This window comes from Comamonas koreensis, assembly GCF_014076495.1.
Classification (GTDB): domain Bacteria; phylum Pseudomonadota; class Gammaproteobacteria; order Burkholderiales; family Burkholderiaceae_C; genus Comamonas; species Comamonas squillarum.
In genome coordinates, this window is record NZ_CP043575.1 from 573287 (window position 1) to 595302 (window position 22016).

Consider the following 22016-nt stretch of genomic DNA (forward strand, 5'->3'; position numbering starts at 1 on the left):
AAGCAAGCCCGCTCCGATGCGGCGCAATAATCTTCGAAACCTCGTGAATGGCGGTATCCTGTCTGGCAAGATACCGCTCATTTCCCTTGTCCCGTGGCGGCCGGTCATCGACCGCCAGCTCGGGGTCGTTTGCGGGAGGGGGCGGAATCCTACGCTAAGGCTTTGGCCAGCGATATTCTCCGGTGAGATTGATGTGTTCCCATCCGAGCGGCGAAACATGGGCCAAGAGATCGGGCGATAGCAGCTTTCCATCGCGTTTCTGGTTTGCAACGACCTCGCCGAGCTTCATGGTGTTCCAGAAGATGATGATGGCGGCGAGCAGATTCATGCCGGCGATGCGGTAATGCTGGCCTTCGGCGGAACGGTCGCGGATTTCACCGCGGCGGTGGAAGCTGATTGCCCGCTTCAGCGCATGATGAGCTTCGCCTTTGTTGAGCCCGATCTGGGCACGCCGTTGGAGTTCGGCATCCAGAATCCAGTCGATCATGAACAGGGTGCGCTCGACGCGACCGACTTCCCGCAGGGCTGTCGCGAGCTCGTTCTGCCGCGGATAGGAGGCGAGTTTCCGCAGAATCTGGCTTGGCGCGACGGTCCCGGCAGCAATGGTGGCGGCGATGCGCAGGGTGTCGGGCCAATTGCGCTCGATCATGGCTTGGTTGACCTTTCCGCCGATCAACGCTCGCAGGTGCGCCGGGGCGGCCGACGGATTGAACGCGTAGAGCCGTTTGGATGGCAGGTCGCGGATGCGCGGAGCGAACCGGTAGCCGAGAATGGCACATGCGGCAAAGACGTGATCGGTGAAGCCGCCCGTGTCGGTGAACTGCTCGCGGATATGGCGTCCAGCATCGTTCATCAGCAGGCCATCGAGGATGTAAGGCGCTTCGCTTGCCGTTGCAGGAATCACCTGGGTTGCGAACGGCGCATATTGGTCGGAGACGTGGCTATAGGCTTTCAGGCCCGGGGTATTGCCATATTTCGCGTTGACCAGGTTCATGGCCTCACCTTGCTCTGTAGCGACGAAGAACTGTCCGTCGCTCGAAGCCGACGTGCCCATGCCCCAGAACCGGGCCATGGGTAACGCTGCCTGTGCCTCGACCACCATGGCCAGCGCCCGGTCATAGGCTTCGCCCTCGACATGCCACCGTCCAATGCGGATCAATTCCCAGAAGGTGTGGGTGTTTGTCGCATCCGCCATTTTGCGCAAGCCGAGGTTGATCCCTTCCGCCAAGATAACGTTCATTAGCCCGATCCGGTCAGCGCAGGGTGCTCCTGTGCGCAGATGGGTGAACGCTTCGGTGAAGCCGGTCGCCGCATCCACCTCCAGCAGGAGATCGGTGATGCGCGTGGGCGGGATCTGCTTGTAGAGATCGAGCACCAGATCTTCGGCGCCTGTCGGCGCGGCGGCTTCGAGTTTCTCGATATGCAGAACGCCGTTTTCAATCGACCCGCCCGGGATCGTGCCTGCGCGAGCGGCACGGCCAAGCTCGCGCAACCGCATGTCGAGGCGAGTTTGCCGGTCTGCCAGCCATTCCTCCGGCCGCAATGGCACAGCGAGACGACCGCCTTCCGCGATGGCTTGTGCCGGAACGAGTGCGTGTTTCAGATCGCCATAGCGCCGGGACCTAGTAAGCCAGACATCTCCGGAGCGGAACGCATCGCGCAGATGGAACAGCACCGCGATCTCCCATAGGCGAGCGTCGCCAGCCCTCTGGGCCCGAAGGTGGCGATGCCATTTCGAGCTGGGCCGCAAGAAGCTGGTCATCGCGGCATCGTTCAAACCGGTACGAAGGGCCGTCACCGCTTCCAGAAGCGGCAGTGCAACGGGCGCAGCTCGCAGATCGAGCAGGCGCAACATGCGTGGAGCGTATCGGCGGAAGCGGTGATAACCGTCGAGCACATGGTTGAGCGGATCGTCGGCCATGGTGGCGGTGAGCCTGGTTGCCATTGCAACAAGGGTTTTGAAGCCGTCCCACCCTGATCCGCTCGCGATGACGTCGCCCAGCGGCTGGCCATCATCCTGTGCATCGACCAGGGCGCCCCCGATCTCGGCGAAGGATTTCAGGGTGTCACGCACCACCCCCGCTTCGTCTGCGACCTTTGCATGGCAAATACGCTCCGAAGCACGGTAGAGACGGCCGACGATCCGGTCGTGGGTTTCGACCACTGCGTCGGCCAACATCGCCTGCCATTCCGAGACGCAAACAGCCAAGATCGCAAGCCGCCTGTCCTCCGGGAGATCGCGCATGCCGTCGGCATAATACCGTTCACCCTGCCTGCGCAGACGAGTCACCCGATGGGCAGGAACGCCGGCAAGCAGATCCTCGGGGAGATCGACGCGTTGCAGATATTCGAGCCGGTCGAGCAGCCGGTTGGCCGACGAAGAGTTCGAGCCAGGCTCGAACTGGCGCAGCCACACAAAACGGGTCACCCGATCATCAGCCGTCTCCTCGAGCAATGCCAGCAACTGTTCTCGGATCGACATAGGCAGACGAATGGCGATCCTCGTCTCGATGCGTCGCTCGGCATCGACGAGAGCCGCGGCACAAAGCCGCTCGATCGTGGATGTCGCGGGAAGGACAGTGCGGGTGCGTCGGCACTCGGCTACGAAGCGACGGGCGATATCCTCGTTCGACACCGCCATCTCGGCTTCTCGGAACAACCATTCCTTCAGCTCGCTCGCACCACGTCCGGAGAAGGTGCGGAAGCCGTAGAGCCCCCGTAACTCGGCAAGATGCTCGTGCCGTGTTTCCTCGCGGGCAGCATAGTCTACGAGATCGTCGGCACCCAGGCCAAGCTGCGCTCCGATAAATTCGATGACCTCTGCAGGGATCAGTTCGCCTGGAGCCAGCACCCGGCCGGGATAGCGCAGGACACACAATTGCAGGGCGAAGCCGAACCTGTTGTGAGCGCGCCGACGCAGCCTGATATGCCCAAGGTCTTCATCACTCAGCGTATAGTGCTTGAGCAAATCCGTCTGTGAAGTCGGCAAGCGCAACAGCGCGTCTTTCTGCCGATCGGTTAGAGTGACGCGACGCGGCATACATGTTCCTTTTTCAAAATCTGATAGCGTTCAAGACGCTTTGTTTATGAAGCTGGTTGAGATACATTTCCAGAGGTCAATGCAATCGTGGCCGAAGCGCCGCCTCAAACCAACGTTTGTGATACATGCTGATCGGATATGCCCGCGTCTCCAAAGCCGATGGCTCGCAGTCTCTCGACCTGCAGCACGACACCTTGCGCGCCGCAGGTGTCGAACGGGACAATATCTATGATGATCTTGCTTCCGGCGGTCGTGATGATCGCCCTGGCTTGACTGCCTGCCTCAAGTCATTGCGTGACGGCGATGTGCTGGTGGTCTGGAAGCTCGATCGCCTCGGACGATCGCTTGCCCATCTGGTCAACACGGTGAAGGAGCTGTCAGACCGCAAGATCGGCCTGCGGGTTCTGACTGGAAAGGGCGCTCAGATCGACACCACGACTGCGTCCGGTCGCATGGTGTTCGGAATCTTCGCCACCTTGGCCGAGTTCGAGCGGGATCTGATCCGAGAGCGCACCATGGCGGGTCTCGCCTCCGCGAGAGCGCGCGGTCGCAAGGGCGGACGAAAATTCGCGCTCACCAAAGCTCAGGTGCGTCTCGCGCAAGCCGCCATGGCCCAGCGCGATACTTCAGTTTCCGATCTCTGCAAGGAACTCGGCATCGAGCGCGTCACTCTCTACCGATATGTCGGTCCCAAAGGCGAGCTCAGAGACCATGGAAAGCATGTTCTCGGACTTACGTCGCAACTCGTTTCTTTTCGCAAGTTGAGCCACCTCCGCGCTTCATCAGAAAACTGAAGGAACCTCCATTGAATCGAACTAATATTTTTTTTGGTGAATCGCATTCTGACTGGTTGCCTGTCAGAGGCGGAGAATCTGGTGATTTTGTTTTTCGACGTGGTGACGGGCATGCCTTCGCGAAAATCGCACCTGCTTCCCGCCGCGGTGAGCTCGCTGGAGAGCGTGACCGCCTCATTTGGCTCAAAGGTCGAGGTGTGGCTTGCCCCGAGGTCATCAACTGGCAGGAGGAACAGGAGGGTGCATGCTTGGTGATAACGGCAATTCCGGGAGTACCGGCGGCTGATCTGTCTGGAGCGGATTTGCTCAAAGCGTGGCCGTCAATGGGGCAGCAACTTGGCGCTGTTCACAGCCTATCGGTTGATCAATGTCCGTTTGAGCGCAGGCTGTCGCGAATGTTCGGACGCGCCGTTGATGTGGTGTCCCGCAATGCCGTCAATCCCGACTTCTTACCGGACGAGGACAAGAGTACGCCGCAGCTCGATCTTTTGGCTCGTGTCGAACGAGAGCTACCGGTGCGGCTCGACCAAGAGCGCACCGATATGGTTGTTTGCCATGGTGATCCCTGCATGCCGAACTTCATGGTGGACCCTAAAACTCTTCAATGCACGGGTCTGATCGACCTTGGGCGGCTCGGAACAGCAGATCGCTATGCCGATTTGGCACTCATGATTGCTAACGCCGAAGAGAACTGGGCAGCGCCAGATGAAGCAGAGCGCGCCTTCGCTGTCCTATTCAATGTATTGGGGATCGAAGCCCCCGACCGCGAACGCCTTGCCTTCTATCTGCGATTGGACCCTCTGACTTGGGGTTGATGTTCATGCCGCCTGTTTTTCCTGCTCATTGGCACGTTTCGCAACCTGTTCTCATTGCGGACACCTTTTCCAGCCTCGTTTGGAAAGTTTCATTGCCAGACGGGACTCCTGCAATCGTCAAGGGATTGAAACCTATAGAAGACATTGCTGATGAACTGCGCGGGGCCGACTATCTGGTATGGCGCAATGGGAGGGGAGCAGTCCGGTTGCTCGGTCGTGAGAACAATCTGATGTTGCTCGAATATGCCGGGGAGCGAATGCTCTCTCACATCGTTGCCGAGCACGGCGACTACCAGGCGACCGAAATTGCAGCGGAACTAATGGCGAAGCTGTATGCCGCATCTGAGGAACCCCTGCCTTCTGCCCTTCTCCCGATCCGGGATCGCTTTGCAGCTTTGTTTCAGCGGGCGCGCGATGATCAAAACGCAGGTTGTCAAACTGACTACGTCCACGCGGCGATTATAGCCGATCAAATGATGAGCAATGCCTCGGAACTGCGTGGGCTACATGGCGATCTGCATCATGAAAACATCATGTTCTCCAGTCGCGGCTGGCTGGTGATAGATCCCGTCGGTCTGGTCGGTGAAGTGGGCTTTGGCGCCGCCAATATGTTCTACGATCCGGCTGACAGAGACGACCTTTGTCTCGATCCTAGACGCATTGCACAGATGGCGGACGCATTCTCTCGTGCGCTGGACGTCGATCCGCGTCGCCTGCTCGACCAGGCGTACGCTTATGGGTGCCTTTCCGCAGCTTGGAACGCGGATGGAGAAGAGGAGCAACGCGATCTAGCTATCGCGGCCGCGATCAAGCAGGTGCGACAGACGTCATACTAGATATCAAGCGACTTCTCCTATCCCCTGGGAACACATCAATCTCACCGGAGAATATCGCTGGCCAAAGCCTTAGCGTAGGATTCCGCCCCTTCCCGCAAACGACCCCAGCTCGGCCGTGAGGTCATGGGCATCGTGCAAAGCGGATCGGTGTCGTGGCAGTTGGGGCGGCAAAGGGGCATAAGCCTCTAATCTGTTGTAGATGAACGCAGCCGCTCGAAACCAGCGATGAGGCTGTCGAGTCCGAAGTTGAACGCAGCATCCATGCCGTCTGTTTCCAACTCGTGAAACAGATCGTGCAGGAAGGACGACGGTGCTTGCTCGGACACATCTGGCCTGTCCGGAACTCTCTCATCGGCATCAGATGCCTGCTGCTCGAGAACGGAACCGACCACATAGTGACTGACCGCCCGGAGCGCCCAAACGGCGCGCTTCGGACAAAAGCCCTCCGCGCAGAGAAAGCGTATTTGCGTCTCGGCGGTGCCAAAATTCGGTTCTGTCGGTCGAGTGCCGGCATGGATACGCGCGCCGTCCCGATAAGAGAGCAACGCCGTTCTGAAGCTCAGGGCATTCTCTTTCAGGAACACCCGCCAGTCCTCATTCTCTTCGGGTAGCGAGCGGGTATGGCGTTCCGCCAGCATCGCCTCGGCGAGCGCATCAAGCAGCGCTCGCTTGTTCTGGAAATGCCAGTAAAGCGCAGGCTGCTGAACCTTGAGGCGTTCAGCGAGCTTCCGCGTCGTCAGGCTGTCCATGCCAACCTCGTTCAACAGCTCTAGCGCCGCCGCGATCACGGTGCCCTTGTCCAGTTTGGTCATTCACGTTCCTTCGCCAGTGCTTGACAATTTATCACCGATAAGTTATATTTCCATCTCCTTATCGTTGATAAAGTCGCTCCATTGAGCGGCGCTGGAGTTTCAGGTGCGCAGCTCTGCCATCATTGCCCTGCTGATCGTGGGTCTTGACGCCATGGGTCTCGGCCTCATCATGCCCGTCCTTCCGACGCTTCTGCGTGAGCTTGTGCCAGCAGAGCAGGTCGCTGGACACTATGGTGCCTTGCTGTCGCTCTATGCATTGATGCAGGTCGTCTTCGCGCCCATGCTTGGACAGCTTTCGGATTCTTACGGTCGGCGTCCGGTACTTCTGGCTTCTCTTGCAGGAGCCGCAGTCGATTACACGATTATGGCATCAGCGCCGGTCTTATGGGTGCTCTATATCGGCCGACTCGTGTCCGGCGTCACGGGCGCAACCGGAGCTGTAGCAGCCTCAACCATTGCCGATTCGACGGGGGAAGGTTCTCGCGCACGCTGGTTCGGCTACATGGGGGCCTGTTATGGGGCGGGCATGATTGCCGGGCCAGCACTTGGTGGCATGCTCGGTGGTATCTCTGCTCATGCCCCGTTTATCGCCGCCGCCCTTCTCAACGGGTTCGCGTTCCTGCTTGCCTGCATTTTCCTCAAGGAGACTCATCACAGCCATGGCGGGACCGGAAAGCCGGTTCGCATCAAACCATTCGTTCTGTTACGGCTGGATGATGCATTGCGCGGGCTAGGTGCGCTTTTCGCAGTTTTCTTCATTATTCAACTGATCGGCCAAGTGCCTGCAGCCCTATGGGTCATATATGGCGAGGACCGTTTTCAGTGGAACACCGCGACCGTTGGTTTGTCGCTCGCGGCGTTTGGGGCAACACATGCGATCTTCCAAGCGTTTGTTACCGGCCCGCTTTCAAGCCGGCTTGGAGAGCGGCGCACGCTGCTGTTTGGCATGGCTGCGGATGCGACTGGCTTCGTTCTTCTGGCTTTTGCCACGCAGGGATGGATGGTGTTCCCGATTCTGTTGCTGCTTGCCGCCGGGGGTGTTGGCATGCCGGCCTTGCAGGCAATGCTCTCAAACAATGTCAGCAGTAACAAGCAAGGGGCTTTGCAAGGAACGCTAACGAGCCTCACCAATCTAAGCTCTATCGCAGGACCGCTTGGCTTCACAGCACTCTATTCTGCCACCGCTGGGGCATGGAACGGTTGGGTTTGGATTGTCGGCGCGATCCTCTATTTAATATGTCTGCCAATACTACGCAGACCATTCGCAACTTCATTGTGATTTAGTCATGGCGATTTGGCATGCGTAGACTTAGGAGAAATGACGGATTAAATCTGTTGAGCAATCATCTCCTTTCGGGGCGAGTGCCAATGATGACCTTAGTTCACACTCTCGCTGTCGCCGAATATCTCAACTTCCGTCACGCCGCCAACGCGCTCGGCGTTGCACAGTCCAGCGTCAGCGCCCGCGTGAAGGCACTGGAAGAAGACCTCGGCATCCTCTTGTTCGAGCGTCATGCGCGCGGCGTTCGGCTGACCGAGGCCGGACGCCATTTCGTCGAGCGGATAGCCGTAGGTATTGACCAACTCGACCATGCGGTGAAAACCGCCGGCATGGCGGCAGCCGGAGAAAGCGGCCGGCTTCGTATCGGTATCCATGCCCTGATTCCGCATAGCTTCCTCGCAAAGCTGATCGGCCAATACCGCAAGGATTACCCCGATGTTGAAGTCGAGATCGCCGAAGGCCCGGCCCGTGAAGCGGTGGTGCAGCTTCGCGCCGGCAGGTTGGACGTGGCGTTCGTCGCGGGCACGCCCCAACCACCCGACTGCCATTCCCGTCGCACATGGACCGAACCGCTCTTGGCGGTGCTACCGGAACGGCATCCGCTCGCCAAGCGGTCAGCCGTCACATGGCCCGATTTGGCAGGCGAGACGTTCCTTGCGTATAGGAAGTTCAAACGCCCTTTTCGGGCAGTCTGCTGGGTAGGCGGCGGTCGCGCAAGCCCCGTTTTGGGCACGGATCGGACGTCTGTGAGTGGGATTTCGGCATCGCGGGGCCACGCAGCGGCGTTGTCAGCAGCCATGCTTCGCTGATTCCCGACAGCGGGCCGAGCGCCGCCCTGCGGATCGTGGCCGCATCGGCTCGGATTCCGGTTTCGCCGTCGGCTGTGCAGCCGGCAGATCGTCACGCGGCTTGCACTGGCGGCGCGCGCGCTGCGGGCCTGTAGTGCGCTTCTTCCCGCGCGCCGTGCTTCTCGAAGTGGGCGAGGATGGCGCGGATGGCGGTGGGTTCCTCGATGCTGGCGACGATCCGCACGGTGCCACCGCAGTGGACGCAGGCGGTGACGTCGATGGAAAAGACCCGCTTGAGCCGTTGCGCCCAGCTCATCGCACGGCGCTTCTCCTCGGGGCTGCGCGGCGCGTCGTGGGCGCTGACGTCCACTGGCGCCGCATCGCCCGCAGGCCGCTTGCCGCGCCCCGAGGGCGTCAGCTGCGCACGCAGGTTTGCATTCGGGGCGAATACGCCGTGGAAGCGGGTGAGATGCGCGCGAGGTGGCGGGACCAGCGCCGCCAGCTTGGCGATGAAATCCACCGGATCCCATTCCACATGCGTGGTGCCATTGCGCCACGGGGTCTTGAGCTGGTAACGCACCCTGCCCTGGAGCGCTATCGACAGCCGCTTCTCGCTGATCGCCGGGCGCGTGATGTAGCGGCACAGCTTTTCCAGCTTGTGGCTTTCGTGTGCTTCGGCCGCCACGCCGGCATGCAGTGAGAAGCCGCCGACCTTGCCGGCTTCGCCCTCCAGCGAACCGGCGTCACCGGGCAGCGTTTGCAGCGTGACGACCTTGCAGCCAGCGTCGCGGCCGGTGGCGATGCGGTAGGTGATCGAACTCATCCGCAGCCCATCCATGCTGTCGTCGCCTGCAGCGCTGTCTGCCAGGAAGGCCGATTCGCCCTCCCCTTCGAGCCAGCCTTTGCGCGTCAGGTGCCGACACACCCGGTGCGCGATGGTAGCTGCCAGCTGGGTCAACTGCGCGGTGGTGGGCGCACGGGCGCGGTGCAGGCGCAGTTCGCGCCGCGGCAGCTCGGTGGCTTCCACGTACACGCCGTCGAGCCACAGCATGTGGAAGTGGATGTTCAGGTTCAGCGCGCTGCCGAAACGCTGGATCAGCGTCACCGCGCCGCACTGGGCGCTGGCGCGGTCGATGCCGGCTTGATCGGCCAACCAGCCGGCGATCACGCGCTGCACGATGCCCAGCACCGGGCCAATGGCTTCTGGCTTGCTGGCGAACAGGAAACGCAAGGGGTACGGAAAGCTCAGCACCCATTGCCGCACAGGCCGCGGGCCGAACACCTCCTCGACCAGGTGCCGCGCACTCTCGGCCATGCGTCGCGCGCCGCAACTCGGGCAGAACCCGCGCTTCTTGCAGGAGAAGGCCACCAGCCTCTCTGCACGGCAGTGCTCGCACACCACCCGCAGGAAGCCGTGCTCGAGTACGCCGCAACGCAGGTAGGCATCGAACGCCTCGCGGACATACCCGGGCAGCGAGCGGCCCTCCGCTTCGATCCGTGCAATGAAGTCCGGGTAGTGCGCCTCTACCAACGCGTACAGCAGCGTGCGCTCGGGCGCGTGGCGCGCGTACCGCGAACCGGTGTGGGCGGACGGCAGTGGCGCGCATCCCGCGGCTTGCCGCCGGGATGTGGCGAGGCGCGGCACGCAGCGCTCCGGTGCGGGGACGGCTGCTCAGTGTTGCGCCTGTGTTCGCACGTTCGTATCGGTGCGTTCTGATCTTCGCGTCAGACATTGCCGCGGCGCGGGCACAACAAAAAGCCCGGCATCGCTGCCGGGCTCCGGCCCCGTCCTTGGGGCCTTGATGTCGGGTCGTTGCCGGGATCGGACCGCGCTGGCGCGGTCCGGTTCCCTGACGACCGGGCCAACCGGATCAGAAATCCATGCCGCCCATGCCGCCCATACCGCCAGCACCCGGCATGGCCGGCTCTTCCTTCTTCGGCACTTCGGCCACGACCACTTCGGTCGTGATCGCAAGGCCGGCGACGGAAGCGGCGTGCTGCAGGGCCGAGCGGGTCACCTTGGTCGGGTCCAGGATGCCCATGGCGATCATGTCGCCGAACTCGCCGGTGGCGGCGTTGTAGCCGTAGCTGCCTTCGCCGGCCTTGACGTTGGCCACGATCACGCTCGGTTCTTCACCGGCGTTGGCCACGATGGCGCGCAGCGGGGCTTCCAGCGCACGGCGGGTGATGGCGATGCCCAGGTTCTGGTCTTCGTTGATGCCCTGCCAGGGCAGATCCGTGCACAGCACCTTGCCGTAGAAGAACAGCAAGGCCGCCAATGCCTGACGATGCGTGGAGACCGAAACCTTGCGCTCGTTCGCCAGCCAGGACAGAAATGCCTCGACTTCGCTGCTGCCCAAGGTTGCCGGGTGACGCACACCGTGGAAACGGATGAAGGCACGAACCCAGTGGACATAAGCCTGTTCGGTTCGTAAACTGTAATGCAAGTAGCGTATGCGCTCACGCAACTGGTCCAGAACCTTGACCGAACGCAGCGGTGGTAACGGCGCAGTGGCGGTTTTCATGGCTTGTTATGACTGTTTTTTTGTACAGTCTATGCCTCGGGCATCCAAGCAGCAAGCGCGTTACGCCGTGGGTCGATGTTTGATGTTATGGAGCAGCAACGATGTTACGCAGCAGGGTGACGGTGTTCGGCATTCTGAATCTCACCGAGGACTCCTTCTTCGATGAGAGCCGGCGGCTAGACCCCGCCGGCGCTGTCACCGCGGCGATCGAAATGCTGCGAGTCGGATCAGACGTCGTGGATGTCGGACCGGCCGCCAGCCATCCGGACGCGAGGCCTGTATCGCCGGCCGATGAGATCAGACGTATTGCGCCGCTCTTAGACGCCCTGTCCGATCAGATGCACCGTGTTTCAATCGACAGCTTCCAACCGGAAACCCAGCGCTATGCGCTCAAGCGCGGCGTGGGCTACCTGAACGATATCCAAGGATTTCCTGACCCTGCGCTCTATCCCGATATTGCTGAGGCGGACTGCAGGCTGGTGGTTATGCACTCAGCGCAGCGGGATGGCATCGCCACCCGCACCGGTCACCTTCGACCCGAAGACGCGCTCGACGAGATTGTGCGGTTCTTCGAGGCGCGGGTTTCCGCCTTGCGACGGAGCGGGGTCGCTGCCGACCGGCTCATCCTCGATCCGGGGATGGGATTTTTCTTGAGCCCCGCACCGGAAACATCGCTGCACGTGCTGTCGAACCTTCAAAAGCTGAAGTCGGCGTTGGGGCTTCCGCTATTGGTCTCGGTGTCGCGGAAATCCTTCTTGGGCGCCACCGTTGGCCTTCCTGTAAAGGATCTGGGTCCAGCGAGCCTTGCGGCGGAACTTCACGCGATCGGCAATGGCGCTGACTACGTCCGCACCCACGCGCCTGGAGATCTGCGAAGCGCAATCACCATCTCGGAAACCCTCGCGAAATTTCGCAGTCGCGACGCCAGAGACCGAGGGTTAGATCATGCCTAGCATTCACCTTCCGGCCGCCCGCTAGCGGACCCTGGTCAGGTTCCGCGAAGGTGGGCGCAGACATGCTGGGCTCGTCAGGATCAAACTGCACTATGAGGCGGCGGTTCATACCGCGCCAGGGGAGCGAATGGACAGCGAGGAGCCTCCGAACGTTCGGGTCGCCTGCTCGGGTGATATCGACGAGGTTGTGCGGCTGATGCACGACGCTGCGGCGTGGATGTCCGCCAAGGGAACGCCCGCCTGGGACGTCGCGCGGATCGACCGGACATTCGCGGAGACCTTCGTCCTGAGATCCGAGCTCCTAGTCGCGAGTTGCAGCGACGGCATCGTCGGCTGTTGCACCTTGTCGGCCGAGGATCCCGAGTTCTGGCCCGACGCCCTCAAGGGGGAGGCCGCATATCTGCACAAGCTCGCGGTGCGACGGACACATGCGGGCCGGGGTGTCAGCTCCGCGCTGATCGAGGCTTGCCGCCATGCCGCGCGAACGCAGGGGTGCGCCAAGCTGCGGCTCGACTGCCACCCGAACCTGCGTGGCCTATACGAGCGGCTCGGATTCACCCACGTCGACACTTTCAATCCCGGCTGGGATCCAACCTTCATCGCAGAACGCCTAGAACTCGAAATCTAACGTCCGTTCGGGCATCGAGGTCCATGTCGGGGTGGGACGGGCCCGTGGCTTCAAGATCACTTGCAGTCCGACCGCGATGTCTTGGTTGCGCGAGAGGTTGTCGACAATCACCAGCATGCGCACGCCGACCTTGCGCAGCAGTGCCAGAGCCAGTTGCTCCATTTCCGGCAACCGTGGGCGTGGGCGCAGCGGCGCGCCCATCGCGGCGAGCAGCGCGACGTAGAAGCGGATCACGGACGGCTCGGACGGCATCTGCACGACCAACACCGGGATGTGCTCCTGGTCGGCGTCGGAGCTGGCCGGGTGGGTGCGGCGGAACTTCTCGACGATCATCGACTTGCCATTGTTGGTCGGGCCAACCAGCAGCAGGTTGGGCATGCGTTGCTTGTTTGGCCACGCATAAAGGGCTTCCAGCCGGTTCAGCGCCTCGACTGCGCGCGGATAGCCGATCCAGCGGTCGGCGCGAAGGCGCTGGATGCGCTCGTCCGCCGGAAGACGGGCCAAGCCCTGGGCCGCCGGCAGCAGGTGGGACAGGTCGATGATGGGATATTCGTCCACGGCTACCACTCCTCAATCTGGTCGAACGGTTTGGCGGGTGGCAAGTTGTCTGCCTGCGGGTCGGCAATATCCGTATCCGGCGGAACGGGCTTGTCCGGCCGAGCTGATGTCTTGAGGTGCTGGCGGCGATCCGCGTCACGCCGCGCCTTGCGTGTGGCCTTCTGCGCGCTGGTCACAATCTCACGCATCTGGCCGATCATGCGGAACAGCGCCGACTCATCCACCTGTTCGCGCCCTTGCTGCCGCAGTTTCGCCAGCGCCTGCCGTTGTTCCCAGAGGGTGACAGCCGGATGCGACAAGGTACGGTAGGGAATTTCCAGGTAATGCTGTCCCTCCGGTTCCAGGACCCAGATACGGCTGATGTCGCGCGGATCGCGCCGGATCAGAAAGGACGGCCAGCGTTCACGCCGCGCAATCCACGGCTTGAGCGCATCGGCGTAGTAGTGGATGTGGTCGATGACAAAGCCGGTGCGGGTCAGCGTGCGCCGGAGGATCGGCAGAAAATCGACCAGGAACGAAGTAGCGCGTGTGACGACGGCCGGTACGCCGACACGCGCCACGGCCTCGGCCCAGCGCGCGGCCGGCGGTTGGAGCAGGCCGTTGTGCACCGAACCGTGGTAGGTGCCGACCGCCAATGTGAGCCAGCGCTCTAGCTCGCGCAGCGTCAGGGCGGCCTTGTTTTCGGAATCGTAGTCGCCGCGCTGGTCAGGGTTGGAGAAGGTCGTTCCCGGCAGTTCGTCGTGAATCATCTGCATCGCCGTGCCGATGATCCGTTCCACGATGCCGCCATAGTGCGGCTGTCCCAGCGGGCGATAGTCCAGCCGGATGCCATGCTGCTCGCAACCCCGGCGCAGGGCCTCGCTCTTGAACTCGGCCGCGTTGTCTAGGTAGAGCAGCAAGGGCTTGCCGCTCATCTGCCAATCCATTTCCACGTTCAGTCCTTCCAGTGTTGATTTCCATGCAAACCTGACCCACCATTTCCATCCAATCTTGACCCACTCTGATTCGTGAGTTGTTGGCTCACGATGAGGCTAGAGTTCTGCTGGTCCTCTCCTTCTTCACGGTAGTTGGTGGTTGCTGTGCGGAGCTGTTCTTGAAGCGAAAGCTATCATTGCCAGTCTCCAGAATATGACAGTGATGCGTGAGCCGGTCCAGCAAAGCCGTAGTCATCTTTGCATCTCCGAATACGCTGCCCCATTCACTGAAACTCAAGTTGGTGGTGATCACCACGCTAGTGCGTTCGTAGAGTTTGGACAATAGGTGGAACAGCAATGCCCCACCAGATGCGCTAAAGGGTAGATAGCCCAGCTCGTCCAAGATGACCAAGTCTGTATACGACAACCTGGTTGCAAGGTGCCCAGCCTTGCCCTGAGCCTTCTCTTCCTCCAACACATTCACCAGCTCGACCGTCGAGAAAAAGCGTACCCGCCGATGGTGATGCTCAATGGCCTGAACACCGAGCGCTGTGGCAATGTGGGTCTTGCCTGTTCCTGGTCCTCCGACCAGAACCACATTGTTGGCATCCTCCAGAAATTCGCATCGATGCAACTGACGCACCAGCGCTTCATTTACTTCGCTGTGGCGAAACTCAAAGCCAGCCAGATCCCGATACGCAGGGAATCGGGCTGCTTTGAGTTGATATGCTACTGCGCGTACCACTCTCTCTGCTGTCTCTGCTTTAAGCAATTGGGACAGGATAGGTTGAGCGGCTTCAAACGCAGGAGCGCCTTGTTCGGCTAGCTCACTGACGGCCTGGGCCATGCCGTGCATCTTGAGCTCGCGCAGCATGATCACTATGGAGGCGATGGCTGGGTCATGACGCATGGCGTACCTCTCTGAGTTGGTCATAGCGGCGCACGTTGGCCTGGGGCTCTACCGACAACTGAAGTGCTTGTGGAGATGTGACAGGCGCTGGAGCGGTGGTTCCATCGAGCAACCGGTGCAGCACATTCAGTACATGGAGCTTGCTGGGCACACCCGCTTCCAAGGCCAGCTCCACTGCGGCAAGCACCGCTTGTTCATCGTGGTGTAGAACCAAAGCTAGGATCTCCACCATCTCTCGGTCACCGCCAGGGTGCTTAAGCAAAATAGATTGCAGCCGCTTGAAAGCAGCGGGTAGCTCTACGAACGGAGCTCCATTGCGCAATGCGCCTGGCTTGCGCTGCAGCACAGCCAGATAGTGGTGCCAGTCGTAGATGGTTTGGCCAGAGCCATCGTGGCGGCGATCAATGATGCGCTGGTGCTCACAGACTATCTGACCTTCGGCAGCAACTACTAGACGATCTGCATAGACGCGCAGACTCACAGGCCGATTGGCATACGGCGCAGGAACGCTGTAGCGGTTGCGTTCAAAGTGAATCAGGCAGGTGGGCGAGACGCGCTTGGTGTGCTCCACAAATCCATCGAATGGCCGTGGAGCAGGCATCAATGAAGTTTGCTCTTGGGCCCAAACATCGGCAATGCTGCCTGGTAGTTTGCCGTGCTCAATCTCTCGCCATAGCGCAAGGCAGCGCTCTTGAAGCCACGTGTTGAGTGCAGGTAGATTCGCAAGAGGTGGAACAATCTGCCATAGGCGGTGGCGGGCGTCTCGTACGTTCTTCTCCACCTGGCCCTTCTCCCAGCCCGAAGCAGGATTGCAGAACTCAGCCTCAAACAGGAAGTGGCTGACCATTGCAGCAAAGCGTGCGTTAACGTCCCGCTCCTTACCGCGTCCGACACGATCCACTGCGGTGCGCATGTTGTCGTAGATGCCCCTGCGAGGCACTCCGCCCAGAACAGCGAAGGCATGGTTATGCGCATCGAACAGCATCTCGTGCGTTTGCAGAGGATAGGCTCGCACGTAAAACGCACGGCTGTGGCTGAGCTTAAAGTGCGCCACCTGCAGCTTTGTGCGCACGCCGCCAAGCACAGCCCAGTCCTCACTCCAGTCAAACTGGAAGGCCTCACCAGGCCCGAAGACAAGGGGAACGAAGGTGCCTCTACCTGTAGTTTGCTGCGCCAGAACGTGCTGTTTATGCCAAACGCGAGCAAAAGCAGCCACGCGGTTGTAGGAGCCCTGATAGCCCAAAGACTGCAGGTCCAGATGCATTTGCTTGATCGTGCGGCGCTGCTTGCGAGAGCGTGTCGCCTCAGTCTTGAGCCAAGCAGAGAGCTTGGCCGTGAACGGATCAAGCTTGGAAGAGCTGACCCGCTTGGCATAACTGGGCTCAGCTACGTCTGATCGCAGGTACTTGCGGATGGTATTGCGAGACAGGCCGGTTCGGCGAGAGATCTCGCGGATGGACAACTGCTCACGCAATGCCCAGCGGCGGATGACACTTAGGATTGCCACGTCTATCACTCCTGGTCTCCTGCTGCTCAACATAGCTGCAGGCTAGGGTTAGTGCGTGGGTCAGAATTAGATGGAAATCCTGGGGGTTAGTGGGTCACTTCTGTGTGGAAATCAACACTTCCAGCCAAGGGCGCTTGTCGCAGGCGACATGCACGAGGCACAGGCCAACCGAAACGGCAGACGGCGCTTCCAGCGTGACGACCATGCCGAGCACGCAGCGGGTGAACACGTCGATGGCGAGGGTCAGGTACGGGCGGCCAATAGGTTGCCGGTCGCGGTCATCGACCACGATCAGGTCGATGACCGTATGGTCTATCTGCACCTGCTCCAGCGGCGCGGTCACGGCAGGAGGCTCGCCGCCCACACCTTGTAGGTCACGAGCGGCATCCTGGCCTTCCCGCCGGCGGATGACCTTGCGCGGGTCAAGGCTAGCGATCCGTAAGGCCACGGTATTGCGCGCCGGCACTCGCAGTTTTTGAGCCTTGCACACCTGAGTGACTTCGCGGTGAAAGGCCGCTAGGCTGCGCTTCTGCTTGGTCAGGAACCGCTTTTGCAGTAGCTCGTGGATGACGCGCTCGACCGGTTCCGGCAAGCGCCCCTTACCTTTACCTCCACCGGACTGGCCGGGCACCAGATCCGTCACGAGGCCGCTGCCTTGCCGGGCACGCCGGATCAGAACGTATACCTGGCGCCGAGACAAGCCCAGCGCCTGAGCCGCCATATCGGCCGCTTCGTGCCCGACCGTCTCCGACTGCGCCAACGGACTGATGATCTCCGCACGACGGCGCGCACGCTCCCAAGCCTCATCAGGCAGAGTGGCCACGCCTTGTTCTGGAATCCGTGGGGTGTCCGTCGCCATGCTCACCTCGCTTTGGTGCACACGAGTATTGAGCATAGTCGAGATTGGTGCAGATCACTTCTGATATTGAACTGTCAGGAGCTGGCTGCACAACAGCCATTACGCCCAATCAACTGGTGCAGTCGTCTTCTGAAAATGACACTTGCGCCGGCTTCGATTGAAGGCTGGCCTCTCCCTGCGAAGCGTGAGGACAGTCGGCCCAACAGCATCATCGTCAACTACGACGGCAACGACGTGATCGCGCTTGAGCTGGCGACCGGCGAGTTGTACCGCACCCGAGCACCTGCAACGACCTTACGACTACGGAGGTAGCAGCAGAAAAAGCCGGGCATTGCCCGGCTTTCTTTGTGAGTCGTCCTGAACGCCTCCCTGATCGAGGTCGAGGGGGCATCGCCTTAGAAAAGTTCGTCCAGCAGGAGATGAAATTGCAGCTTGCGCCTATCCGGATCGGCAATGCCATATTGCGCAACAAGCCTCTCCTGAAGCGAAGGTTCGAACTCCTCAAGACAGTTCCATAACACGGCAAGGTCTTGGTATCGATCAGCAATACCAGCCCGCCCAACGTCGATGCAGCCGACTACCTTACCTTCGACGATAAGTAGATTATCGAGTGAAAAATCGCCGTGCGTCACGACTGGGTCCGGCGCGAGCGGTAGGAGGCGATGCATCGCCTCCCAAACCTGTTCGGCCGTCCACCCTTCGCGCTCCTTATCGAAGTCATCGACATCAACAACCCCCGCCTCGATACGCTCCCGCGCTCGGGCAAGCCTGCATGCGTGGTCACTGTTGAAGGAGCATTCGCTCACTGGGATCGCATGCAGTCGGCGCATGAACGCCGCCAATGCGTCAACAACAACGAGACGGGCTCCGAAATCCGATTTCAGCACTTGATATGCCGTTTTTCCATGTATTGCTGTTGTCAGGAGCCATGCCTGATTGGGCGTGCGAACGAAGCTTACAACGGAGGGCACAGAAATGTGCCCCGCCAGCCAACGCAATCTCACCATTTCATCAGTCACGTCGTCGGCAAAAGCATCTTTGCCGTGCTTCAGAAACAAGTCGGAGCCGCCTGACTTGCTATGCAGCCGATAGACCGCGCAGCCGGACTGACCAACCTTATCACGCGCCCATTTGTATCCCATCACGTGAGCCGCCATGCTCTCGGGCACGGCAGCGGCTGCGCAGGGCTCTTCTCGATCAATATCGTTCACTCATCCAATCTCACTGACGGTTAGGCGTGCCTGGTACCGCACGTTCTATTAAGTCGTACAGAAGACCTGGCATATGCGTTGTCGGTTCCAACGACGGATCGTCGGCTCGGAGGTCGAGATAGATGGAGGCAGATGCTTTGATGGCATCCCTGACAGACAACGCATCGTGCAGCGCAATGGTGGTGGCTAGTCTGCGCTCTTCATCCAGTCGAAGGGTTTCCAATCGCCTCACTCCGCGCTGGTCCTTTCCAGCGCGACGGTAGAGCAAAGGTCCTAACACTTGCTCACGGAAGAAACCGAGCATGCCGATCGCTTCGTAAAGCTCGCCACGGGCGAGCTTGGTGGCCGCATAGTGTAGCCAGATCCAGGCACGTGCTTCGAACCACTCGGAGGGACGGTTTGGCCATGCCACCGCTGCCGCCTCAATGCGCTTCTCGATCTCTGCCGGATCACGAGCAAACAGAACCGCCCGCCGCTCGATTTGCTGGTCGAGATCGGAAGCAAGAGAAAACTTCAAATCGATGTGTAGCAGTGGCGGACCATATAGGCAGATCAGAAGGCGCGGTTCTCCTACATGTTCGCCGGTGAACGCGTTGAGGAAGCCGGGCAGTGCCTCGGCAAAATCCTTGCGTGTAGACAAGACATCTGCGTAGCAGTTGTCCTCAACAACGATGTCGAAATCCAAATCGGAGTGCTCATCGAGTCCTCCGTGAACGTAAGAGCCGCCGATCAGAAGAGCGCGGAAGCGAACATCGGAAGCGACCGCATCGCGGATGCGGTTCAAGAAAGTTGCATGAGCTTGTGGAAGTGTGCTGAGCATAAATGATTCTCCTAGCTGTTCTTTGGGTAAGTACGCCATCAGGACGTTGTGAGTGGCGCGATTTTTAGCGGCTGAAATCAGCCCTTGAGCCTGTCGGCAAGTCGCGTCATGAGGTCCATGCGCTCATGCAGGATCGCCACGACCAACGCGGGTTCGCCCGCACGCGGCAGGCAAAAAACGTAGTGGTGTTCGCAGCGGGCCATCCGCAGCGCGGGAAAGAGTTCGCTCATGTCCTTAAACGGGCCTTCGCCGGCGGCAAGCCTGGCTATGCCCTGTTCCAGCTTAGCGATATAGCGGCGCACCTGCGCCGCGCCCCACTCCCGGCGCGTGTAGCGGATGATGCCGCGTAGATCGGCTTCGGCCTCAGCCGTGAGGATGTAGGCCGTCAAGCGCGATCCCCGCTGAGTTCTTCATCAAGAATTTCGCCGACGCTCTTGGTGGACACCTTGCCGGCAAGCCCATCGTTGATGCGGTTCCCCAGCATGGTTTTCAGTTCCTGCCATGCCTGATCGGCATCAGCGTCACCGGGGAACAGACGTTCGAGGGCGTATTGCTTAATGGTCTTGCCCTGCAAGGCGGCCAGGGCTTTCAGGCTCTGGTGCTGCTGGTCCGTCATGTCGATTGTCAGGCGGCTCATTGGATAACCTCCATAAAATACACGTAACCACATTAGCACATATGTGGGCGTGAGGCTACAGCGCGAGGCGCATTAAGGTCGGGAAAATGCGCTAGGCGCATTTAAATTGCGTATTGCTGTAATGCGCCATGCCGGCTAGACTAGGCCCAAATGGGTATACCCAAATTAACCGGAGGTGATGTGTTTGAAGGTACAGATTGGTTTGACTATCTGATTGTCGTTTTCAGAAGACGGCTGCACTGAACGTCAGAAGCCGACTGCACTATAGCAGCGGAGGGGTTGGATCCATCAGGCAACGACGGGCTGCTGCCGGCCATCAGCGGACGCAGGGAGGACTTTCCGCAACCGGCCGTTCGATGCGGCACCGATGGCCTTCGCGCAGGGGTAGTGAATCCGCCAGGATTGACTTGCGCTGCCCTACCTCTCACTAGTGAGGGGCGGCAGCGCATCAAGCGGTGAGCGCACTCCGGCACCGCCAACTTTCAGCACATGCGTGTAAATCATCGTCGTAGAGACGTCGGAATGGCCGAGCAGATCCTGCACGGTTCGAATGTCGTAACCGCTGCGGAGCAAGGCCGTCGCGAACGAGTGGCGGAGGGTGTGCGGTGTGGCGGGCTTCGTGATGCCTGCTTGTTCTACGGCACGTTTGAAGGCGCGCTGAAAGGTCTGGTCATACATGTGATGGCGACGCACGACACCGCTCCGTGGATCGGTCGAATGCGTGTGCTGCGCAAAAACCCAGAACCACGGCCAGGAATGCCCGGCGCGCGGATACTTCCGCTCAAGGGCGTCGGGAAGCGCAACGCCGCTGCGGCCCTCGGCCTGGTCCTTCAGCCACCATGCCCGTGCACGCGACAGCTGCTCGCGCAGGCTGGGTGCCAAGCTCTCGGGTAACATCAAGGCCCGATCCTTGGAGCCCTTGCCCTCCCGCACGATGATCGTGCCGTGATCGAAATCCAGATCCTTGACCCGCAGTTGCAAACCCTCACTGATCCGCATGCCCGTTCCATACAGAAGCTGGGCGAACAAACGATGCTCGCCTTCCAGAAAACCGAGGATGCGAACCACTTCATCCGGGGTCAGCACCACCGGCAAGCGCCGCGACGGCCGAGGTCTTCCGATCTCCTGAAGCCAGGGCAGATCCGTGCACAGCACCTTGCCGTAGAAGAACAGCAAGGCCGCCAATGCCTGACGATGCGTGGAGACCGAAACCTTGCGCTCGTTCGCCAGCCAGGACAGAAATGCCTCGACTTCGCTGCTGCCCAAGGTTGCCGGGTGACGCACACCGTGGAAACGGATGAAGGCACGAACCCAGTGGACATAAGCCTGTTCGGTTCGTAAACTGTAATGCAAGTAGCGTATGCGCTCACGCAACTGGTCCAGAACCTTGACCGAACGCAGCGGTGGTAACGGCGCAGTGGCGGTTTTCATGGCTTGTTATGACTGTTTTTTTGTACAGTCTATGCCTCGGGCATCCAAGCAGCAAGCGCGTTACGCCGTGGGTCGATGTTTGATGTTATGGAGCAGCAACGATGTTACGCAGCAGGGCAGTCGCCCTAAAACAAAGTTAGCCGCTATGGTCCTCCAAAAGACGACATTTGATCGCTTGTTTCCTGCCGCACCGAGCGGCACAGGTCTCCTCACCCAGACCAATTTCGGGTTCGAGTCGAATCGGACACGACATTTCGATGTCACGGTTCCCGGAAGTCCAAGAATCGAGCAAGGTATGACTGTGATCGCACTTCTTGAAAAACCAAATGATTGGAGCTCCGACAGTTTCATGGGCTGGGTCAACTGCGCTGATGGCTCTCTGGTTTGCGACAGCCCCGGCAAACTGTTTGGCATCGCCTTATTGAGCGCCTATTTCGCCATCATGTTTCCGGTCAGAGCCTACGATGTCATTGCTACCCCATCGAATGCAAACCTAATCGCATTCCTTATAGCAGTCCTGTTCGCCGGCTTTGCCTTACGGTTCTTATATCTTTCCGCGAAAGCCTTTCTTGTTAAAAGAACACTTGTGACCGTTCGTGATTTCGTCGAGCCTACCGAAAAATACGCAGCTAACACTTCGGTCGAGAGGGACGCTTCGCCGCAAAGCGGCTCGCGCCCCTCACCTTGAACGTTAAC

At 60.2% G+C, this 22016-nt stretch carries 19 protein-coding genes and 6 pseudogenes; 10 read left to right on the forward strand and 15 right to left on the reverse strand.

Features of this window, described 5'->3' with window-relative positions:
• Positions 1-154 precede the first annotated feature (154 nt).
• Entirely contained in the window at positions 155-3040 is a 2886-nt protein-coding gene (locus F0Q04_RS02690; protein WP_182344332.1) for a Tn3 family transposase, read from the reverse strand.
• Between the two features lie 125 nt (positions 3041-3165).
• Here F0Q04_RS02690 and F0Q04_RS02695 point away from each other — a divergent pair, with 125 nt between their 5' ends.
• From F0Q04_RS02695 to F0Q04_RS24290, 4 genes and pseudogenes are all read left to right on the forward strand, one after another.
• The gene (locus F0Q04_RS02695; RefSeq protein WP_023434504.1) at positions 3166-3834 is read left to right on the forward strand and encodes a recombinase family protein; all 669 of its coding nucleotides are present in this window, start codon (positions 3166-3168) and stop codon (positions 3832-3834) included.
• A gap of 11 nt (positions 3835-3845) precedes the next feature.
• Positions 3846-4649, forward strand: a complete 804-nt coding sequence (gene aph(3'')-Ib, locus F0Q04_RS02700; protein WP_001082319.1) for an aminoglycoside O-phosphotransferase APH(3'')-Ib — start codon at positions 3846-3848, stop codon at positions 4647-4649.
• The gene (locus F0Q04_RS02705) at positions 4649-5485 is read left to right on the forward strand and encodes an aminoglycoside O-phosphotransferase APH(6)-Id (RefSeq protein WP_000480968.1); all 837 of its coding nucleotides are present in this window, start codon (positions 4649-4651) and stop codon (positions 5483-5485) included. The genes aph(3'')-Ib and F0Q04_RS02705 overlap by 1 nt, the downstream gene beginning before the upstream one ends.
• Positions 5486-5590: 105 nt before the next feature.
• Positions 5591-5674: pseudogene (locus F0Q04_RS24290) on the forward strand (DUF3363 domain-containing protein); the annotation flags it as partial.
• On the opposite strand, the gene tetR(G) reads toward F0Q04_RS24290, so the two are convergent.
• A complete protein-coding gene (tetR(G), locus tag F0Q04_RS02715; RefSeq protein ID WP_000163574.1) occupies positions 5671-6297 on the reverse strand; it encodes a tetracycline resistance transcriptional repressor TetR(G) in 627 nt (208 codons plus the stop codon). The pseudogene F0Q04_RS24290 and the gene tetR(G) sit on opposite strands and share 4 nt — an antisense overlap.
• Before the next feature lie 103 nt (positions 6298-6400).
• Between tetR(G) and tet(G) the strand changes: the two genes are divergently transcribed.
• Both tet(G) and F0Q04_RS02725 read left to right on the forward strand, forming a co-directional pair.
• Positions 6401-7576 (forward strand): tetracycline efflux MFS transporter Tet(G), encoded by a 1176-nt coding sequence (gene tet(G) / locus F0Q04_RS02720; RefSeq protein WP_001257840.1) that lies wholly within the window; start codon positions 6401-6403, stop codon positions 7574-7576.
• Positions 7577-7668: 92 nt separating this feature from the next.
• Positions 7669-8388, forward strand: a complete 720-nt coding sequence (locus F0Q04_RS02725) for a LysR family transcriptional regulator (RefSeq protein ID WP_023139374.1) — start codon at positions 7669-7671, stop codon at positions 8386-8388.
• Between the two features lie 91 nt (positions 8389-8479).
• Here F0Q04_RS02725 and F0Q04_RS02730 read toward each other — a convergent pair whose 3' ends face one another.
• The 3 genes and pseudogenes from F0Q04_RS02730 to intI1 (F0Q04_RS23920) form a co-directional block, all read right to left on the reverse strand.
• Positions 8480-9964, reverse strand: a complete 1485-nt coding sequence (locus F0Q04_RS02730) for an IS91 family transposase (RefSeq protein WP_022742855.1) — start codon at positions 9962-9964, stop codon at positions 8480-8482.
• Positions 9965-10238: 274 nt separating this feature from the next.
• Positions 10239-10589: pseudogene (locus F0Q04_RS02735) on the reverse strand (TCP-1/cpn60 chaperonin family protein); the annotation flags it as partial.
• A gap of 3 nt (positions 10590-10592) precedes the next feature.
• A pseudogene (gene intI1, locus F0Q04_RS23920) lies at positions 10593-10892 on the reverse strand (class 1 integron integrase IntI1); the annotation flags it as partial.
• A gap of 101 nt (positions 10893-10993) precedes the next feature.
• Between intI1 (F0Q04_RS23920) and sul1 the strand changes: the two are divergent.
• Both sul1 and F0Q04_RS02750 read left to right on the forward strand, forming a co-directional pair.
• Positions 10994-11845 (forward strand): sulfonamide-resistant dihydropteroate synthase Sul1, encoded by an 852-nt coding sequence (sul1, locus tag F0Q04_RS02745; protein WP_031966051.1) that lies wholly within the window; start codon positions 10994-10996, stop codon positions 11843-11845.
• A 127-nt stretch (positions 11846-11972) separates the two neighbouring features.
• Positions 11973-12473: a GNAT family N-acetyltransferase gene (locus F0Q04_RS02750; protein WP_000376623.1), complete on the forward strand. Its 501-nt coding sequence runs from the start codon at positions 11973-11975 to the stop codon at positions 12471-12473.
• A gap of 105 nt (positions 12474-12578) precedes the next feature.
• Here the strand turns inward: F0Q04_RS02750 and F0Q04_RS02755 are convergent.
• The 5 genes and pseudogenes from F0Q04_RS02755 to F0Q04_RS02775 all read right to left on the reverse strand — a co-directional run.
• Positions 12579-13031: pseudogene (locus F0Q04_RS02755) on the reverse strand (TniB family NTP-binding protein); the annotation flags it as partial.
• A 2-nt stretch (positions 13032-13033) separates the two neighbouring features.
• Positions 13034-13978, reverse strand: a pseudogene (locus tag F0Q04_RS02760) (Mu transposase C-terminal domain-containing protein); the annotation flags it as partial.
• A gap of 73 nt (positions 13979-14051) precedes the next feature.
• Complete coding sequence (gene istB, locus F0Q04_RS02765) at positions 14052-14855, reverse strand: IS21-like element helper ATPase IstB (protein ID WP_182343973.1); 804 nt, start codon at positions 14853-14855, stop codon at positions 14052-14054.
• Positions 14845-16371 (reverse strand): IS21 family transposase, encoded by a 1527-nt coding sequence (istA, locus tag F0Q04_RS02770; RefSeq protein ID WP_182343975.1) that lies wholly within the window; start codon positions 16369-16371, stop codon positions 14845-14847. Before istA ends, istB begins: the two co-directional genes overlap by 11 nt.
• Before the next feature lie 103 nt (positions 16372-16474).
• A pseudogene (locus F0Q04_RS02775) lies at positions 16475-17221 on the reverse strand (DNA-binding domain-containing protein); the annotation flags it as partial.
• A 135-nt stretch (positions 17222-17356) separates the two neighbouring features.
• On the opposite strand from F0Q04_RS02775, the gene F0Q04_RS24295 reads away from it, so the two are divergent.
• A complete protein-coding gene (locus F0Q04_RS24295; protein WP_182344334.1) occupies positions 17357-17533 on the forward strand; it encodes a DUF5440 family protein in 177 nt (58 codons plus the stop codon).
• An 83-nt stretch (positions 17534-17616) separates the two neighbouring features.
• On the opposite strand, the gene F0Q04_RS02790 is transcribed toward F0Q04_RS24295, so the two are convergent.
• From F0Q04_RS02790 to intI1 (F0Q04_RS02810), 5 genes are all read right to left on the reverse strand, one after another.
• Positions 17617-18432 carry an aminoglycoside O-phosphotransferase APH(3')-Ib gene (locus F0Q04_RS02790; protein ID WP_011205810.1) on the reverse strand — a complete coding sequence of 272 codons (816 nt, stop codon included), beginning with the start codon at positions 18430-18432 and terminating at the stop codon, positions 17617-17619.
• A gap of 10 nt (positions 18433-18442) precedes the next feature.
• Positions 18443-19252, reverse strand: coding sequence for a hypothetical protein (locus F0Q04_RS02795; protein WP_011205809.1), 810 nt, complete (start codon positions 19250-19252; stop codon positions 18443-18445).
• A gap of 77 nt (positions 19253-19329) precedes the next feature.
• Complete coding sequence (locus tag F0Q04_RS02800) at positions 19330-19641, reverse strand: type II toxin-antitoxin system RelE/ParE family toxin (RefSeq protein ID WP_011205808.1); 312 nt, start codon at positions 19639-19641, stop codon at positions 19330-19332.
• Positions 19638-19889, reverse strand: a complete 252-nt coding sequence (locus tag F0Q04_RS02805) for an antitoxin ParD (protein ID WP_011205807.1) — start codon at positions 19887-19889, stop codon at positions 19638-19640. Before F0Q04_RS02805 ends, F0Q04_RS02800 begins: the two co-directional genes overlap by 4 nt.
• A gap of 417 nt (positions 19890-20306) precedes the next feature.
• Complete coding sequence (intI1, locus tag F0Q04_RS02810) at positions 20307-21320, reverse strand: class 1 integron integrase IntI1 (protein ID WP_000845048.1); 1014 nt, start codon at positions 21318-21320, stop codon at positions 20307-20309.
• Between the two features lie 295 nt (positions 21321-21615).
• On the opposite strand from intI1 (F0Q04_RS02810), the gene F0Q04_RS02815 reads away from it, so the two are divergent.
• Positions 21616-22008: a hypothetical protein gene (locus F0Q04_RS02815; protein WP_182344336.1), complete on the forward strand. Its 393-nt coding sequence runs from the start codon at positions 21616-21618 to the stop codon at positions 22006-22008.
• Positions 22009-22016 lie beyond the last annotated feature (8 nt).

Excerpts from the sequence above, each read along its gene's own strand:
- F0Q04_RS02690 (WP_182344332.1), bottom strand. The coding sequence starts at position 3,040 with ATGCCGCGTCGCGTCACTCTAACCGATCGGCAGAAAGACGCGCTGTTG.
- F0Q04_RS24295 (WP_182344334.1), top strand. The coding sequence starts at position 17,357 with ATGACACTTGCGCCGGCTTCGATTGAAGGCTGGCCTCTCCCTGCGAAG.
- istB (WP_182343973.1), bottom strand. The coding sequence starts at position 14,855 with ATGCGTCATGACCCAGCCATCGCCTCCATAGTGATCATGCTGCGCGAG.
- F0Q04_RS02795 (WP_011205809.1), bottom strand. The coding sequence starts at position 19,252 with ATGCTCAGCACACTTCCACAAGCTCATGCAACTTTCTTGAACCGCATC.
- F0Q04_RS02695 (WP_023434504.1), top strand. The coding sequence starts at position 3,166 with ATGCTGATCGGATATGCCCGCGTCTCCAAAGCCGATGGCTCGCAGTCT.
- intI1 (WP_000845048.1), bottom strand. The coding sequence starts at position 21,320 with ATGAAAACCGCCACTGCGCCGTTACCACCGCTGCGTTCGGTCAAGGTT.
- sul1 (WP_031966051.1), top strand. The coding sequence starts at position 10,994 with ATGTTACGCAGCAGGGTGACGGTGTTCGGCATTCTGAATCTCACCGAG.
- F0Q04_RS02725 (WP_023139374.1), top strand. The coding sequence starts at position 7,669 with ATGACCTTAGTTCACACTCTCGCTGTCGCCGAATATCTCAACTTCCGT.
- F0Q04_RS02750 (WP_000376623.1), top strand. The coding sequence starts at position 11,973 with ATGGACAGCGAGGAGCCTCCGAACGTTCGGGTCGCCTGCTCGGGTGAT.
- F0Q04_RS02815 (WP_182344336.1), top strand. The coding sequence starts at position 21,616 with ATGACTGTGATCGCACTTCTTGAAAAACCAAATGATTGGAGCTCCGAC.
- F0Q04_RS02705 (WP_000480968.1), top strand. The coding sequence starts at position 4,649 with ATGTTCATGCCGCCTGTTTTTCCTGCTCATTGGCACGTTTCGCAACCT.
- F0Q04_RS02805 (WP_011205807.1), bottom strand. The coding sequence starts at position 19,889 with ATGAGCCGCCTGACAATCGACATGACGGACCAGCAGCACCAGAGCCTG.